Here is a 15,211-nt window from a genome sequence, read left to right on the forward strand (position 1 = left end):
ATCAGAAATAACGCACTGGGGCCGCAATTGTGGCCCCAAGCACGCCCTCTCAGCGCCCCGGCTCGTCGTTCCACAGGTACTTGTGCAACTGCAATTGCAGGCGTACCGGCAGGTTATCCGCTACCACCCAATCCGCCAGGTCGCGCGCATTCAGGTCGTGATGGCTCGGCGAAAACAGCACCTCGCCCGCACGACGTTCCAGGCCGTACTGGATCAGCTTGGAGGTTGCCCAGTCATAATCGTCGCGGGAACAGATGACGAACTTGACCTGATCGTTGGGCGTCAGCAGTTCGATGTTCTCGTAACGGTTGCGATGCGCCTCTTTGGAGTCTGGCGTCTTGAGGTCGACCACTCGGCTGACACGCGGATCGACAGCGGCAATATCCAGGGCCCCGCTGGTTTCCAGGGACACCTCGTATCCGGCGTCACACAGCTGCTTGAGCAATGGGATGGCGTTGGGCTGCGCCAGCGGCTCGCCGCCCGTCACACAGACGTAGCGTGGCCGGTAACTGGCAACCTGTTCCAGGATGTCGTCGAGGGTACGCACGGTACCGCCACTGAAGGCGTAGGCGCTGTCACAGTATTGGCAACGCAAAGGGCAACCGGTGAGGCGCACAAATACTGTGGGCAGGCCGGCGGTGCGCGTTTCACCCTGTAACGAGTAAAAAACTTCGGTAATACGTAATGTGTCTTGCATAGTCGCCACGGGCGTAACAGCTAAACAGGCTGTCCGCCTCCGTCAGGCACTTCAAGGAACCCCGCCAACGCGTAGGCCCCAAGGAGCGTATTTCATAAAAGGGCGTGGATTCTAACGAAAAAACCCGCGACAGGCGCGGGTTTCTTCTAAACGGGCGGCATCGCTTACAAGCGCTGCAGATCCCGTTGGGCCAACTGCGCAGCGGAAGTCCCAGGGTATTGGGCAATCACTTGCTGCAGAATGCCTTTGACCTTGTCGGTATGACCCAGGCGGCGTTCTACGTCTGCGAGTTTGTACAGCGAGTCGGGCACCTTGGCGTGCTTGGGGTACAGTTGGCTGACCTTGGCAAATGCCTGGCCCGCCCCCTGCAGATCACCCTTTGCCAGGTTCACCTCGCCCAACCAGTATTGGGCATTGCCCGCGTACTGGCTGTTCGGGTATTTGCGCAGGAATGCGGTAAATGCCTGGCTGGCTTTATCGAAGTCCTTGGCTTTGATCAGGTCGAAGGCTGCATCGTAATACAGCTTCTCCTTGGCCGGATCACCCGGTTCGCTGCTGGCGGCAGGGGCTTGGCTGGCAGCCGCGGCCCCAGCTGCACCACCGGCAGCGGCACCACCGATAGCAGCACTGGGCGCGCCACCGGCGGAAGAATTATCAGGAGTAGCGGCAGGTGCAGCACCGGCTCCTATGCGTCGATCAAGATCCTGGTAACGCTCCAGGCCTTCTTGCTTGAGCTGGTTCACTTGATTCTGCAGCACTTCAATGGCGCCTTGTTGCTGGGCCAATTGATCCTGCATGCGTTGCAGCTGGTTGAACAGCTCGCCCTGTGCCGAGGGGGCAGCCGTAGCCGCCCCCCAGCATAGGCGCCGTTCGTGCCATAACCTGCCGGCGGATAACTGCTCCCGCTATTGTTATAGCCAGAGTTGCTATCTTCCACAGGAACCGCAGCCCACACCGCAAGCGGTGCGAAGCTGAGAGCCAATACAGTCAGAGCACGACGGCACGTTCGCATGACGAATTACTTACGCAGTTCGACGCGACGGTTTTGAGCCCAGGACTGCTCGTCGTGGCCAGTAGCAACTGGACGCTCTTTACCGTAGGAAACCAGTTCCAGTTGGCCTGGAGCAACACCTTGCAGTACCAGGTAGCGCTGAACGGCTTTCGCACGACGCTCGCCCAGTGCCATGTTGTACTCACGAGTACCACGTTCGTCGGTGTTACCTTCCAGAACAACGCGAGCGCCGTTAGCTTTCAGGTCCTTCGCGTGAACGTCCAGAGCGCGCATGGCTTCTGGTTTCAGGTCAGCACTGTCGTATTCGAAGTAGAAAGTGGTGATAGCGCGCAGAGCAGCTTCTTCGCTCAGGGAGCCGTCAACTGCACCTGTGTTAGCGCCGTAACCAGCGTTTGGATCAACAGCTGCGCCTTCACCGGCATTGTCGCCGCCTTTAGACGAGCAACCAACGGCTACGGACAGAGCCAGAGCCAGAGCAGCAAACTTACCAAACTTCAGCATTTCCATCGTGAAACTCCTAATGAACCCCAGTGTGTTAAGCAAATCTTTTTTGTAGCGCCGCGTCAGTTCAGGTAAGGGGACCAGGATGGTTCTCTGACTTCGCCTTGTGCGGTAGGAAGCGGGAGCCTTACGCGTCCATTAATGGACACGAGCATCAAGACTCCCCGGCCCTGCTGGCGGGTGGCGTAGATTACCATGGTGCCGTTGGGCGCAACAGTGGCTGACTCATCTAGGTTGGTATCTGTAAGGATTTTTACGGTTCCGCGCTGCAAATCCTGGGCCGCAACCCGGAAATTAGTGAAACCATCCTGACGGTGAATCATCACCAACGTCTTTTCATCAGCCGAAAGCTTGGGGTTGGCGTTGTAGTTACCAATAAAGGTCACACGTTCAGCGCCACCGCCGCTTACGCTCGTTTTATAAATTTGTGGCTTACCGCCTCGGTCGGAGGTGAAGTAGATGGTCGAACCATCTTTACCCCAGAACGGCTCGGTGTTGATGCCTGGGCCGCTGGTCACGCGAGAGATCTGGCGCGAAGCCATGTTCATCACGTAGATATCCGGGTTGCCGTCCTTGGACAGCACGAATGCCAGGCGCGAACCATCCGGCGACCAGGCTGGCGCACCGTTGAGGCCTTCGAAGTTGGTGATCTGCTCACGACGGCCAGTATCGATATGCTGGACGAAGATGCGCGGACGCTTCTGTTCGAACGATACGTAGGCAATACGCTTGCCGTCCGGCGCGAAACGCGGCGACAGGATGGGCTCACGCGATTGCAGCAAGGTCACCGCCCGCGCGCCGTCATAGTCCGAGCGCTGCAGGGTGTAGCGAGTGTTGTCCACGGAGAAACGCTCAGCCGTTACATACAGCAGGCGCGTCGAGAACGCTCCTTTGATACCGGTGAGTTTTTCAAACGACTGGTCCGAAATGTAGTGGGCCATGTCCCGCAGTTGTTCGGTGGTACCCGATACGCTGCCGGTCAGCACCTGCTGCTCGGTCGCCACGTTGAACAAGGTGTATTGGATTTGCAGGCGACCGCCGGCCGGCACGATGTTGCCGACCATCAGGTACTGGGCGCCCACGGCTTTCCAGTCACGGAAAATGACTTCGCTGGCCTGGGTCGGCTGGCTGATCATGTTGCCTTTCGGAATCGGCGCGTAGTAACCGGAGTTGCGCAGGTCGTCGCTGACGATCTGCGCCATGTCGTCCGGCAGCACACTGCCGCCCTGCCAACCGAACGGCACTACTGCAATCGGGGTGGCCCGATCGCTACCGCTGGTTACCAGGATGTTCTTTTCATCCGCCGCCGCTATCCCTGCCATACAGCAAATAACGACAAGCATTCCTCGAAGAAGGTTTCTCACAAGGCTAGATCCTCAGGTGTGAATGTCATCTTGAATGAACGATAGGGAGCGAAGTCGCTTGGTTTCATTCCCTGCATCTCGGTCAACCGGCCAATATTCTTGACCGCGGCAACCGCCGAACTGTCGAACGAACCGTCACCACTGGACTTGGAAACGCTGACCGAAGTCACCGTACCGTCCGGCAACATGCCGATCTGCAGCACTACTGTCATGCCTTTGCGTGCCGAAGGTGGACGTGTCCAACCCTCTGCCGCCCGCGCCCGAATCAGGTCGTCGAAACTGCCCGCGACTTCATCGCCACGCTCATCGGCCAAGGCTTGCTGACGCTGCGGCGTGTCGGAGAGCAAATCTGCCAAGGCCTGGGCCTTTTTCTCTTCGGCGGATTTGCGCGCTGCTTCCTGGGCCTTTTTCTTGGTGGCGTCGGCGGCAGCTTTCTTCTTCGCGTCGTCGGCGATTTTCTTCTTCGCCTCGTCTGCTTCAGCTTTTTTCTTGGCGTCTTCGGCGGCTTTTTTCTTCGCGTCTTCGACTATCTTTTTCTTGGCCTCTTCAGCGGCCTTTTTCTTGGCCTCTTCTTCGGCAGCCTTTTTGGCTTCTTCTTCAGACTTCTTCTTGGCTATATCAGCCAATTGTTTCTCTTCGGCCTTTTTCGCTTCGGCGGCTTTCTCGGCTTTCTTGGCTTCATCAGCCTTTTTCGCCTCGTCGGCCTTCTTGGCTTCGTCAGCCTTTTTCGATTCCTCGGCCTTTTGAGCCGCCTCTTCTTTCTTTTGTTCCGCAGCAGCCTTCACCGCTTCCTGCTCGACCTTCTTCTGTTCCATCTGCTCGACTTCAGTCTGGCGCGCAGCCGACTTCTGGGCCTCACCCGCAATCTTCTGATTGGTCTGGGTGGTGGCCTGACTTTTCGATTTCAGCTGATACAGGGTCGCCTGCACGATCGGCTTGGCTGGCGGCAGGTCCGGGGTCATGGCAAAGCTGACGAACAGCATGCCAAACACCAGGACGTGCAAGGCAATTGCCCAGACGCTAGGCCAGAAGAAGCTTTCCGAGGCGGACGGCTCTCGCTGTTGGTGCATCAGGGCGCCTCGGTAATCAAGCCAACGTTACCGACGCCAGCCTTCTGCAGCCCACCCATGGCGCCCATGACGGAGCCGTAGTCGACCGACTTGTCGCCGCGGATGAACACCTGGGTGTGTTTGCCGCCTTCGTTGCCGGAGCGAATGATCTTGGTCACCGCATCGGTCATGGCCGGCAAGGTCAGGGCCTTGTCCTGCTGTTTCTGCGTGTCGACTTCGCTGCCAAGGTTCCAGTAATAGGTCTTGTCAGCCTTGATCGAAATGGTCAGGACCTGAGTGTTGTTGTCTTGTGGCAAGGCTTCACTGGAAACCTTGGGCAGATCAACCTTCACGCCCTGGTTGAGCATCGGCGCGGTCACCATGAAGATGACCAGCAGCACCAGCATCACGTCGATGTAGGGCACTACGTTCATCTCGGCGACCGGCTTGCGCTTTTTGCGAGCTCGAGCGATTAAAGCCATTGGGAATTACCTGCTTATTCTTCGCTGGTGTGCACTTTACGGTGCAGGATCGCCTGGAATTCATCGGCGAAGGTGTAGTAACGGCTGATCAGCGTTTCGCTGGTTGCAGCAAAACGGTTGTAGGCGATGACTGCGGGGATAGCGGCGAACAGGCCGATCGCGGTGGCGACCAGGGCTTCGGCGATACCGGGAGCCACGGTGGCCAGGGTCGCTTGCTGGGCCTGGGCCAGGCCACGGAAGGAGTTCATGATCCCCCACACGGTACCGAACAGGCCGATGTACGGGCTGACGGAGCCAACGGTAGCGAGGAATGGCAGGCTTTGCTCAAGCTTCTCTTCTTCGCGGGAAATGGCCACGCGCATGGCACGGGCCACGCCTTCCATGACCGCTTCGGGGTCAACGCCCGGCTGCTGGCGCAGGCGCGAGAATTCCTTGAAGCCGGCGCGGAAGATCTGCTCGACGCCCGAGTCCGGGTCCGGGTTGCTGCCGGCCTGGCGATACAGCTTGGACAGGTCGATACCCGACCAGAAGCGCTCTTCAAAGCTCTCCAGGGCACGTCGACCGGCACGCAGCAGGTTGCTGCGCTGAAAAATCATGACCCAAGAGGTAACCGATGCGGCTACCAGGGTCAGCATGACCAGTTGAACCACAACACTGGCATTGCTGACCAGGCTCCACATGGAGGAATGGTCGACGACGGTAGGTTCCACGCTAAATCTCCTGCTTTGATTGTTTACCCGCGCCGCTCACGGCGGCAAAGGCCGCACGTAGAGTTTCGGGAATGGCCCGAGGTTTCAAACTGTTGGTGCGTACACACGCCACCAGGAACTGCCCCTCACAGAGCAGCGTTGCATCCGTTGCCCGCCTGACCTGCTGCTTGAAACGCAGGCTGGCACGGTTCAATTCGATTACTTCAGCGCTGACCAGCAACTCGTCGTCCAGTCGCGCCGGCGCGTGGTAACGCGCCTCGCTGGAGTGCACGACGAATAACAGGTCCTCTCCCGCAAGCGTGGACTGGGCAAAGCCCAGCTCCCGTAGCCGCTCGGTTCGAGCCCGCTCCATGAACTTGAGGTAATTGACGTAATACACGATGCCGCCGGCATCGGTGTCCTCGTAATAAACGCGACAACGATGTGCGAACGACTGATCCCCGTTTTTCGCGCGCATACTCTAGTGCTTACTCCTGAGGTTGCCAATCCGGCCGGGCAACTGTTTTTGCATTCTCGCAGAACATTTACAATCACTGAATGACGACGCCAGACACTGGGACAGCACAAACCTTGAATAAATCGACCCACGTCGGTTTTTTAATCGTCCACTGCATCGAGAAATTCGTCTACCACGGGCATCTCACCCAATCGTGACGGAATATTTAATCCGAAGTGCAGATAGGCATGGCGCGTCACCACTCGGCCTCTGGGCGTACGCATGATGTAGCCCTGCTGGATCAGGTACGGTTCAAGCACATCCTCGATGGTATGACGCTCCTCACTGATGGCCGCCGCCAGGCTGTCCACGCCCACCGGGCCACCGTCGAACTTCTCGATCATGGTCAACAGCAGACGCCGGTCCTGATGATCGAAGCCGTGCTCGTCCACGTCCAGCAGGTTCAACGCCAGATCAGCGACGGCCTTGGTGATGTGCCCCTTGGCGCGCACTTCGGCAAAATCCCGCACACGGCGCAACAAACGGTTGGCTATTCGAGGGGTGCCCCGGGCGCGGCGCGCGATTTCAAAGGCGCCTTGCGGGTCCAGCGGCAAACCGAGAATGCCTGCCGACCGGCTGACAATGGTCGCCAGGTCTGCGGTGCTATAGAACTCCAGGCGCTGAACAATGCCGAAACGGTCTCGCAACGGGTTCGTCAGCATTCCCGCGCGAGTGGTCGCGCCCACCAGGGTGAACGGCGGCAGGTCGAGCTTGATCGAGCGAGCCGCCGGACCTTCGCCGATCATGATGTCGAGCTGGAAGTCTTCCATCGCCGGGTACAGCACTTCCTCGACGATCGGCGACAGCCGGTGGATCTCGTCGATGAACAGCACGTCATGGGGTTCGAGGTTGGTCAGCAATGCCGCCAGATCGCCCGGACGCTCCAGCACCGGCCCGGAGGTGGACTTGATCGACACCCCCATTTCCTGGGCAATGATGTTGGCCAGGGTGGTTTTGCCCAACCCCGGCGGGCCGAAGATCAGCGTGTGGTCCAGGGATTCGCTGCGTCCGCGCGCGGCCTGGATGAACAACTCCATCTGCTCGCGCACGGTGGGCTGGCCGATGTAGTCGGCCAGGCTCAGCGGGCGAATGGCCCGGTCCTGGACTTCTTCACGGTCGCGCGGGCCGGTGGCCGCGATCAGACGATCAGCTTCAATCACTTAAATCATTCCCTTCAGGGCTCTGCGGATCATGTCTTCACTGCTCAGGTTCTTGTCCTTGATGGCCGATACCGCCTTGCTGGCCTCCTGCGGCTTGTAGCCCAGGGAGATCAACGCGCTCACCGCGTCACTTTCGGCACTCGCTACCTGGCCTGCCGGCATATCCGGCTGGTTCGGCACCAGCGCGAACATGCTCGGTACCACTTCCCAGGCTTTGAAGCGGTCCTTGAGTTCCACCAGCAGGCGCTCGGCGGTTTTCTTGCCCACCCCCGGCACCTTGGTCAGCGCCGAGGTGTCCTGGGCCGATACGGCCCGCACCAGTTCATCCACTTCCAGGCTCGACATCAGCGCCAGCGCCAATTTCGGCCCTACGCCGTTGAGGCGAATCAGTTCACGGAAGAAGTCCCGGTCGCGCTTGCCAATGAAACCATAGAGTAGTTGCGCGTCTTCGCGTACCACCAAATGGGTGTGCAACGTTATCGGCTCGCCGACCGACGGTAGGCGATACAGGGTGGTCATGGGCACTTCCAGCTCGTAGCCCAGCCCATTCACATCCAGAATCAGGTGCGGCGGCTGTTTCTCTGCCAGAGTGCCGCGCAAGCGTCCAATCACGGTTCGGATCCTTAAAGCGTGGAAGGTCAGATCAGGGCCTGACCGGGAATAACAATTGCGCGATGCTATCAGAGACGCAGGCGCCCGCCACGACTACGTGCCGTGCCCAGCCCATGAGGCAGCAGGCTGGAACGGGTGTGCGCATGGCAAATGGCAATGGCCAGGGCATCGGAGGCGTCGATCTGCGGTTTTGAGGTGAGCTTGAGCATATGCATGACCATCATCTGCACCTGCTCTTTATTGGCGGCGCCGGTACCGACCACGGCTTGCTTGACCTGGGTCGCGGTGTACTCGGCGATCTCCATGCCCTCCTCGGCACCGGCGACGATGGCCGCGCCACGCGCCTGGCCGAGCTTTAACGCTGAGTCGGCATTCTTGGCCATGAACACTTTTTCGATGCCCATGGTGACCGGGCCGTAAGTCTGGATCACTTCGCGCACGCCGCGATAGACAATCTGCAGGCGTTCGGCCAGCTCGCCCGCGCCGGTGCGGATGCAGCCCGAGGCGACGTACACGCAGCCACGTGGGGTGTGCTGCACCACGCCAAAACCGGTGATGCGCGAACCGGGGTCGATACCTAGGATTAAAGTCATAACGCCTGCGGGTTGGGTAAACACATTTTTTGATACAGAGAGAATCCAATGTGGGAGCGGGCTTGCTCGCGAAAGCTAAGTGTCAGTCACCGAATTTATCGACTGATGCACCGCATTCGCGAGCAAGCCCGCTCCCACATTTTGATCGATGTCGCTCCTCAGCTTAACTGTGCGGCGACATCTTCGGGGATGTCGGCATTCGAATACACATTCTGCACATCATCCAGGTCTTCGAGCATATCGAGCATCTTCAGCACCTTCTGGGCACCCTCCAGGTCCAGTTCAGCACTGGTGGTCGGCAGCATCACGATTTCCGCGTCGGTGCCTTTGAACCCCGCCGCTTCCAGCGCGTTACGCACTGCATAGAAGCTGGCGAACGAGGTAAACACATCGATGGAGCCGTCTTCGTTGGTCACCACGTCGTCGGCATCGGCTTCCATCGCCGCTTCCATCAGCGCGTCTTCATCGGTGCCCGGGGCGAAGGATATCTGGCCCTTGCGCTCGAACAGGTAGGCCACCGAACCGTCGGTACCGAGGTTGCCACCGCACTTGCTGAACGCATGGCGCACAGCGGCTGCCGTGCGGTTGCGGTTATCGGTCATGCACTCGACCATCACCGCCACGCCGCCCGGGCCGTAGCCTTCATAGGTCAGCTCGACCATGTCGTCGGTGTCGGCTGCGCCGGCACCACGGGCCACAGCGCGGTCGATGATGTCGCGGCTCATGTTCGCACCGAGGGCCTTGTCCAGCGCCAGGCGCAGGCGCGGGTTGGAGCCTGGGTCCCCTCCGCCCTGGCGGGCGGCAACGGTCAGTTCGCGGATCCATTTGGTGAAAATCTTGCCTTTCTTGGCATCCTGACGCTCTTTGCGGTGCTTGATGTTCGCCCACTTGGAATGGCCAGCCATAACACAACTCCGAAATTCTCTAGAAACCTTATCAATCCCGCCCCAGGCGGGAATTCCCTCTTTTAAACGCAAAGGCGCATCCGAAGATGCGCCTTTTTGACTGCGTAAAACTCTATAGCGCTTTCACGCAGCAGCCTTACTCAGCCTTTGGCGTCTCGCGCAGACGGATATGCAGCTCGCGCAGGGCCTTGGCATCCACCACGCCCGGCGCCTGGGTCATGACGTCCGCGGCACTCTGGGTTTTCGGGAAGGCGATCACTTCGCGGATCGACTGGGCACCGGTCATCAGCATCACCAGACGGTCCAGGCCGAAGGCCAGGCCACCGTGCGGCGGCGCGCCGTATTTGAGGGCATCGAGCAGGAAGCCGAATTTCTCTTCCTGTTCCGCTTCGTTGATGCCCAACAGGCGGAAGACCGCTTGCTGCATCTCTTTACGGTGGATACGGATCGAACCGCCACCCAGCTCGGTGCCGTTCAGGACCATGTCGTAGGCGCGGGACAAGGCGCCCGCCGGGTTGGCTTCCAGCTCCGCCGGGGAGCACTTCGGCGCGGTGAACGGGTGGTGCAAGGCGCTGAAGCTGCCGTCGTCGTTTTCTTCGAACATCGGGAAGTCAACGACCCACATCGGTGCCCATTCGCAGGTCAGCAGGTTCAGGTCGTGGCCAAGCTTGATGCGCAGGGCGCCCAGGGCTTCGCCGACGATCTTGGCCTTGTCAGCACCGAAGAACACGATATCGCCATCGACCGCGCCCACGCGATCGAGGATCACGTTCAGGTTGGCTTCCGGGATGTTCTTCACGATCGGCGACTGCAGGCCGTCAACACCATTGGCGCGCTCGTTGACCTTGATGTACGCCAGGCCCTTGGCACCGTAGATGCCGACGAACTTGGTGTAGTCGTCGATCTGCTTGCGCGGCATGCTCGCGCCGCCGGGCACGCGCAGGGCGGCGATGCGGCATTTCGGGTCGTTGGCCGGGCCGCTGAACACCTTGAAGTCGACGTCCTTGAGCTGGTCGGCCACATCCACCAGTTCCAGCGGGTTGCGCAGGTCTGGCTTGTCGGAACCGTAGCGGCGCATGGCTTCTTCGAAGGTCATGTGCGGGAATTCGCCGAATTCCAGGTCCAGCACTTCCTTGAACAGGTTGCGGATCATTTGTTCGGTGATGCCCATGATCTCTTTTTCATCGAGGAAACTGGTCTCGATGTCGATCTGGGTGAATTCCGGCTGGCGGTCGGCGCGCAGGTCTTCGTCGCGGAAGCACTTGGCGATCTGGTAGTAACGGTCGAAGCCAGCCACCATCAGCAGTTGCTTGAACAGCTGAGGCGATTGCGGCAAGGCGAAGAACGAACCGGCGTGGGTACGGCTAGGCACCAGGTAGTCACGCGCGCCTTCCGGGGTGGCCCGGGTCAGGATCGGCGTTTCAACGTCGAGGAAGCCGTTTTCGTCGAGGAAGCGGCGGATGCTGGTGGTCATGCGCGAACGCAGACGCAGCTTCTCGGCCATTTCCGGGCGACGCAGGTCCAGGAAGCGGTAGCGCAGGCGGGTTTCTTCGCCCACGTCGGAGTATTCGTTCAGTGGGAACGGCGGGGTTTCCGACTCGTTCAACACTTCCAGTTCGTAGCCCAGCACTTCAATCGCACCGGACGCCATGTTCGCGTTCACGGCACCGGCCGGACGCAGGCGCACCTTGCCGGTGATCTTCACGACGTATTCGCTGCGCACACGGTCGGCGGCGGCGAAGCTCTCGGCGCGGTCCGGGTCGAACACCACCTGGGCGAGACCATCACGATCACGGATATCGAGGAAGATTACCCCGCCGTGGTCGCGGCGACGGTGAACCCATCCGCAAAGGGTAATTTCCTGACCATCCAGGGTCTCGTTCAGTTGGCCGCAATAGTGGCTGCGCATCATGGTAGTGGTTTCACTTCTCGTAATTCGAAATTCGATGGAGGCTTGCCTCGTCACCGTACAGTTAAGCAGGGGACGGATAATGCAGGAGCCTGCGCGTAGAGTTCAACTCAGTCTGCTTTGTCGCCGCCCGCCAGGTTCTTCTTCGAGCCGGTCTTGAAGTCGGTCTCGTACCAGCCGCTGCCACTCAGGCGAAAGCCCGGCATGGACAACATTTTCTTGAGCTCGGGTGCCTGGCAGGCCGGGCAATCGACCAGCGGCGCGTCGCTGATCTTCTGGATGGCTTCCAACTGATGACCACAGGAAACACATTGATAGTCGTACATGGGCATGGCGATGTCTCGGCGATCAGATCGTTACTCTGCCGCGCCCGCTCCTGTAGAGAGCACAGGGGGGAAGGCCCGACGGCAGCAAAGCGCGGGATTATATCTGGTAAATCGAGGCAGCGCAGCCGGCTTTCTGCCCGGGGCCTCGCCCGCCGGGACAACAGCGGGCCGGCCCCGGGGGCCACCGGACTACTCGGGGGGTGACGAGGTCACACGTGCTTTTAACAGGTGAACCACACACACCACCCTCACCAGCCCGCTGAAGTTCTTCACACCGCCATAACGCAAGTGCACTTCCCGATCGACGTACGACAGCAATGCGCTGACTGAACAGGCGTTGAGCCGGGCTATTTCCGTGAGGATATTCCAATAGATCTGCTCAAGCCGCAGGCAGGTTGAAAAACCATTGAGCCTGACTGATCGGGACAGTGGCCTGGCCAGCCCCATGTCGAACCCCTTGGCAAAGGGGTCGACCTTTAACTTATGAAAACCACAGGTTTCCATCACTCCATTACCCACTCCGCGTGACATACACCTGACACTCCATTGCCAAACAGCAGCCCATGGGTTGCTCCCATTGGGCGATCAGCCTATGGAACAGCAGGAGCACGGGGAACAGCCAGAAGACGCGGAGTTGATAGTTGTAGGACAACGCCAGGAAATGCGGAGAAACAAGCGAGCGGCACCAGGACGGCACCGCTCAGGCTCGATACTTACTTATCTTCGAGCAGGGAACGCAGCATCCACGCGGTTTTTTCATGCACTTGCATACGCTGGGTCAGCAGGTCCGCGGTCGGCTCATCGCTGACCTTGTCGAGCAACGGGAAGATACCGCGCGCGGTACGCGTAACGGCTTCCTGGCCCGCCACCAACTGCTTGATCATCTCTTCCGCGCTGGGCACGCCTTCTTCCTCCTTGATCGAAGAAAGACGGGCATAGATCGAATAGGCGCCCGGTGCCGGGAAACCCAGGGCGCGGATACGCTCGGCAATGGAGTCCACGGCCAGCGCCAGCTCGTTGTACTGTTCCTCGAACATCAGGTGCAGCGTACGAAACATGGGGCCCGTGACGTTCCAATGGAAATTGTGGGTCTTCAGATACAGTACATAGGTATCGGAAAGCAGTCGTGAAAGCCCATCAACGATAGATTTACGATCTTCTTCACTGATACCGATATCGATTGCCATGTTTATCCCCTTCAATTGACAAGCATTCATTGACCAGGTGCAAGACCACTCTAGCAAGAGTGCCAGCGGCGCGCAGCCACCCGAGAGACGATGCGGCAAATCGCCACTGCGTGGCGGCCACCCCCAGTAGCGAGGTAGGAAAATTCCCTGAGCGCGACTCAAAACGTCCGCACCTATCTAGGACAAGTGTTTGCCGTAGAAATGCCCTGGGCCTTGCAACCCCCGCAAATGCTTGATTTGAGTAGGCACAGCCTTTGCTGTTAAATAGGCAGCGTGTCGCCGCCGTTAATCTCCATGGCAAGCGATATAGGCTGATACCCGCGCACGTGCCCAACGCCTCCCATTGTTCAGAAGCGAACCGTGCCGGTCAGCTCTTCCTTGTGATCCGTCTAAACGTGAGTTAATCAAAATGTTGAAAATCGTCCACCTGCTAACGGGCGTTGCGGCTTTGCTGCTGTCCTTTATCCCGAGCCTGCAGCCTGAAAGCCTGCCCTACCTGCAACAACATGATGCTTTGTACCTGGCCTTGTTCGGCCTTCTCAACCTGACGCTCGCGCCGGTAATCCCTTACTGGAACAAAGGCACGCGTCATCAACTGCAAAACCTGGTCAGCGCGCTGCTGATACTGACCGTTGTCGTACAAACCCTCACCCTCCTGGCCCCCATGCCTGAAGTCGGTGGCCATCCGGCTATCCTGCTCAGCCTGGTCATCGCGGTGGTCGCCATCGTTCTTCACCTGGCTATCAGCTTCTACCGCTCGTCCCCGGCAGCCACGTCGCAAAACTACGACATGAGCAATCGGGATACCGGTACCGTCAAGTGGTTCAACACATCCAAAGGCTTCGGCTTTATTTCCCGCGATTCGGGCGACGATATCTTCGTCCACTTCCGGGCCATTCGCGGCGAAGGCCATCGTGTCCTGGTGGAAGGCCAGCGCGTGGAGTTCTCCGTGATGAATCGTGACAAGGGCCTGCAAGCCGAAGACGTGATCGCAGCACTGCCGCGTCGCTGATACCGGCTTTCGCAGAAAAAAAACCGCGACCCGGCATTGATTGGGCCGCGGTTTTTTATTGCACGCGCAGTCAGTAATGAGGCGGCGGCGCTTCTTCTTCAGATGATTCGAACTGGCCACCCATTTCTTCCTGGCGCTTGAGCAGTGCGGTCATCTGCAGTTGCAGGCGCTCCACCGCTCGCTGCTGGGTGACCAGGATGTCATTGAGGGTCTCGATGGTGTCGTCCTGGAAGGCCAGGCGGCTTTCCAGATCGGTAACGCGATCTTGCAAGTCCATGATTCAGTCCTGGGCAAAGATGAAGTCGGCGGGCAGCAGCTCGCGCAGACGCGCACGGATGGCCGCCACTTGCTCTTCAGTGTAAGGCCGGGCCGGGTGCCTGCCCCACACTGGCGCAGGCCAGGCGGCGTCATCGCGCTTGCGTACGATCACATGCACGTGCAATTGGCTGACAACATTCCCCAACGCACCGATGTTCATCTTGTCGGCGCCCAGGCCGTCGTTCAGCAACTGCGCAAGCGCGGTGGTCTCCTGCCACAACGTTTGTTGATCTGGGTCATCGAGCTGAAACACCTCGCTGATATTGTTGATGCGCGGAACCAGGATGAACCAGGGGTAGTTCGAGTCTTTGGACAGCAGCAGGCGGCACAGCGGGAAGTCCCCGATATACCTTGTATCTTGTTGCAGGCGTTGATCTAAGGCGAACACTGCGGGCACTCCATTCAGCTGGTCAGGTTCAGGGGCCCAGCATACCTTCGAACGCGCAAGGCTTCACGGCCATTGCACCGTGCGCCATGGCAAGCGGAAAAAAAACTGCACTCTTTCGAGGCAAGCCGATATTTGAGCTACGCTAACTCGGGCTTCACCGGGATGCACCAAAATGACCCACCTGTGCCTCAAAGCGATCCACCGCTACCCACTTAAGGGTGGACCGGTAACGTTTTTCACCGACACAGGTTTTTCGTACCGACGAACAGGGGGTAACACATGCACGTCAAGCCCAAACCAAACGGCGTAAAAAGCCCGTGTTTATGCGGTTTTTACACGCCCATCACATTTTTCACGAAAAAATGACATTGGGTTACCGGCTTTGTGCACGCTTGTTGCATTCACCCCCCTATCGTCGACAACGACATCTGCTCGGAAGCAGGTGTTTCGCGATAAAAACCAACTGCGTATCAATGCACACCAAGGAAGA

Annotated in this window: 18 protein-coding genes and 1 pseudogene; 1 reads left to right on the forward strand and 18 read right to left on the reverse strand. The window is 59.0% G+C overall.

Annotated features, from left to right (window positions below):
* Positions 1–49 precede the first annotated feature (49 nt).
* From queE to AB4O05_RS26595, 16 genes and pseudogenes are all read right to left on the reverse strand, one after another.
* Positions 50–697: a 7-carboxy-7-deazaguanine synthase QueE gene (queE, locus tag AB4O05_RS26520; RefSeq protein WP_460134417.1), complete on the reverse strand. Its 648-nt coding sequence runs from the start codon at positions 695–697 to the stop codon at positions 50–52.
* Positions 698–861: 164 nt separating this feature from the next.
* Positions 862–1,709, reverse strand: a pseudogene (gene ybgF, locus AB4O05_RS26525) (tol-pal system protein YbgF).
* A gap of 6 nt (positions 1,710–1,715) precedes the next feature.
* Positions 1,716–2,216: a peptidoglycan-associated lipoprotein Pal gene (pal, locus tag AB4O05_RS26530; protein ID WP_460134415.1), complete on the reverse strand. Its 501-nt coding sequence runs from the start codon at positions 2,214–2,216 to the stop codon at positions 1,716–1,718.
* Between the two features lie 56 nt (positions 2,217–2,272).
* On the reverse strand, positions 2,273–3,553 hold the full coding sequence (tolB, locus tag AB4O05_RS26535; RefSeq protein WP_460134413.1) for a Tol-Pal system beta propeller repeat protein TolB: 1,281 nt from the start codon (positions 3,551–3,553) through the stop codon (positions 2,273–2,275).
* Positions 3,554–3,570: 17 nt separating this feature from the next.
* On the reverse strand, positions 3,571–4,644 hold the full coding sequence (gene tolA, locus AB4O05_RS26540) for a cell envelope integrity protein TolA (RefSeq protein WP_460134411.1): 1,074 nt from the start codon (positions 4,642–4,644) through the stop codon (positions 3,571–3,573).
* Positions 4,644–5,096 (reverse strand): protein TolR, encoded by a 453-nt coding sequence (gene tolR, locus AB4O05_RS26545; protein WP_161793227.1) that lies wholly within the window; start codon positions 5,094–5,096, stop codon positions 4,644–4,646. The genes tolA and tolR overlap by 1 nt, the downstream gene beginning before the upstream one ends.
* A 23-nt stretch (positions 5,097–5,119) precedes the next feature.
* Complete coding sequence (gene tolQ, locus AB4O05_RS26550) at positions 5,120–5,815, reverse strand: protein TolQ (RefSeq protein ID WP_460134410.1); 696 nt, start codon at positions 5,813–5,815, stop codon at positions 5,120–5,122.
* A 1-nt stretch (position 5,816) separates the two neighbouring features.
* Positions 5,817–6,272 (reverse strand): tol-pal system-associated acyl-CoA thioesterase, encoded by a 456-nt coding sequence (gene ybgC, locus AB4O05_RS26555; RefSeq protein WP_460164819.1) that lies wholly within the window; start codon positions 6,270–6,272, stop codon positions 5,817–5,819.
* Between the two features lie 140 nt (positions 6,273–6,412).
* Positions 6,413–7,471, reverse strand: a complete 1,059-nt coding sequence (ruvB, locus tag AB4O05_RS26560) for a Holliday junction branch migration DNA helicase RuvB (RefSeq protein ID WP_038442833.1) — start codon at positions 7,469–7,471, stop codon at positions 6,413–6,415.
* Positions 7,472–8,083: a Holliday junction branch migration protein RuvA gene (gene ruvA / locus AB4O05_RS26565; RefSeq protein WP_003175802.1), complete on the reverse strand. Its 612-nt coding sequence runs from the start codon at positions 8,081–8,083 to the stop codon at positions 7,472–7,474.
* 68 nt (positions 8,084–8,151) lie between these two features.
* Entirely contained in the window at positions 8,152–8,676 is a 525-nt protein-coding gene (ruvC, locus tag AB4O05_RS26570; protein WP_024077147.1) for a crossover junction endodeoxyribonuclease RuvC, read from the reverse strand.
* A gap of 158 nt (positions 8,677–8,834) precedes the next feature.
* Positions 8,835–9,581: a YebC/PmpR family DNA-binding transcriptional regulator gene (locus AB4O05_RS26575; protein WP_460134405.1), complete on the reverse strand. Its 747-nt coding sequence runs from the start codon at positions 9,579–9,581 to the stop codon at positions 8,835–8,837.
* 136 nt (positions 9,582–9,717) lie between these two features.
* Positions 9,718–11,493, reverse strand: coding sequence for an aspartate--tRNA ligase (aspS, locus tag AB4O05_RS26580; protein ID WP_460134402.1), 1,776 nt, complete (start codon positions 11,491–11,493; stop codon positions 9,718–9,720).
* A 107-nt stretch (positions 11,494–11,600) separates the two neighbouring features.
* A complete protein-coding gene (locus AB4O05_RS26585; protein WP_460134400.1) occupies positions 11,601–11,822 on the reverse strand; it encodes an FmdB family zinc ribbon protein in 222 nt (73 codons plus the stop codon).
* Between the two features lie 183 nt (positions 11,823–12,005).
* Positions 12,006–12,347, reverse strand: a complete 342-nt coding sequence (locus AB4O05_RS26590) for a ribbon-helix-helix domain-containing protein (RefSeq protein WP_460134398.1) — start codon at positions 12,345–12,347, stop codon at positions 12,006–12,008.
* A 182-nt stretch (positions 12,348–12,529) separates the two neighbouring features.
* The gene (locus AB4O05_RS26595) at positions 12,530–13,003 is read right to left on the reverse strand and encodes a Dps family protein (protein WP_460134397.1); all 474 of its coding nucleotides are present in this window, start codon (positions 13,001–13,003) and stop codon (positions 12,530–12,532) included.
* A 409-nt stretch (positions 13,004–13,412) separates the two neighbouring features.
* Between AB4O05_RS26595 and AB4O05_RS26600 the strand changes: the two genes are divergently transcribed.
* Complete coding sequence (locus AB4O05_RS26600) at positions 13,413–14,015, forward strand: cold-shock protein (RefSeq protein ID WP_460134396.1); 603 nt, start codon at positions 13,413–13,415, stop codon at positions 14,013–14,015.
* Between the two features lie 70 nt (positions 14,016–14,085).
* Here AB4O05_RS26600 and AB4O05_RS26605 read toward each other — a convergent pair whose 3' ends face one another.
* Together AB4O05_RS26605 and AB4O05_RS26610 are read right to left on the reverse strand one after the other, a co-directional pair.
* Entirely contained in the window at positions 14,086–14,292 is a 207-nt protein-coding gene (locus AB4O05_RS26605) for a SlyX family protein (protein WP_017847119.1), read from the reverse strand.
* A gap of 3 nt (positions 14,293–14,295) precedes the next feature.
* Positions 14,296–14,721: an HIT domain-containing protein gene (locus tag AB4O05_RS26610; protein WP_460134394.1), complete on the reverse strand. Its 426-nt coding sequence runs from the start codon at positions 14,719–14,721 to the stop codon at positions 14,296–14,298.
* Between the last annotated feature and the right edge of the window lie 490 nt (positions 14,722–15,211).

This window comes from Pseudomonas sp. S1_G07 (genome assembly GCF_054668565.1).

What these genes read in the sequence shown, in the direction of transcription:
- queE (WP_460134417.1), bottom strand. Translation starts at nt 697, where the DNA reads ATGCAAGACACATTACGTATTACCGAAGTTTTTTACTCGTTACAGGGT.
- pal (WP_460134415.1), bottom strand. Translation starts at nt 2,216, where the DNA reads ATGGAAATGCTGAAGTTTGGTAAGTTTGCTGCTCTGGCTCTGGCTCTG.
- tolB (WP_460134413.1), bottom strand. Translation starts at nt 3,553, where the DNA reads ATGCTTGTCGTTATTTGCTGTATGGCAGGGATAGCGGCGGCGGATGAA.
- tolA (WP_460134411.1), bottom strand. Translation starts at nt 4,644, where the DNA reads ATGCACCAACAGCGAGAGCCGTCCGCCTCGGAAAGCTTCTTCTGGCCT.
- ybgC (WP_460164819.1), bottom strand. Translation starts at nt 6,272, where the DNA reads ATGCGCGCGAAAAACGGGGATCAGTCGTTCGCACATCGTTGTCGCGTT.
- ruvC (WP_024077147.1), bottom strand. Translation starts at nt 8,676, where the DNA reads ATGACTTTAATCCTAGGTATCGACCCCGGTTCGCGCATCACCGGTTTT.
- AB4O05_RS26575 (WP_460134405.1), bottom strand. Translation starts at nt 9,581, where the DNA reads ATGGCTGGCCATTCCAAGTGGGCGAACATCAAGCACCGCAAAGAGCGT.
- aspS (WP_460134402.1), bottom strand. Translation starts at nt 11,493, where the DNA reads ATGATGCGCAGCCACTATTGCGGCCAACTGAACGAGACCCTGGATGGT.
- AB4O05_RS26585 (WP_460134400.1), bottom strand. Translation starts at nt 11,822, where the DNA reads ATGCCCATGTACGACTATCAATGTGTTTCCTGTGGTCATCAGTTGGAA.
- AB4O05_RS26590 (WP_460134398.1), bottom strand. Translation starts at nt 12,347, where the DNA reads ATGTCACGCGGAGTGGGTAATGGAGTGATGGAAACCTGTGGTTTTCAT.
- AB4O05_RS26595 (WP_460134397.1), bottom strand. Translation starts at nt 13,003, where the DNA reads ATGGCAATCGATATCGGTATCAGTGAAGAAGATCGTAAATCTATCGTT.
- AB4O05_RS26600 (WP_460134396.1), top strand. Translation starts at nt 13,413, where the DNA reads ATGTTGAAAATCGTCCACCTGCTAACGGGCGTTGCGGCTTTGCTGCTG.
- AB4O05_RS26605 (WP_017847119.1), bottom strand. Translation starts at nt 14,292, where the DNA reads ATGGACTTGCAAGATCGCGTTACCGATCTGGAAAGCCGCCTGGCCTTC.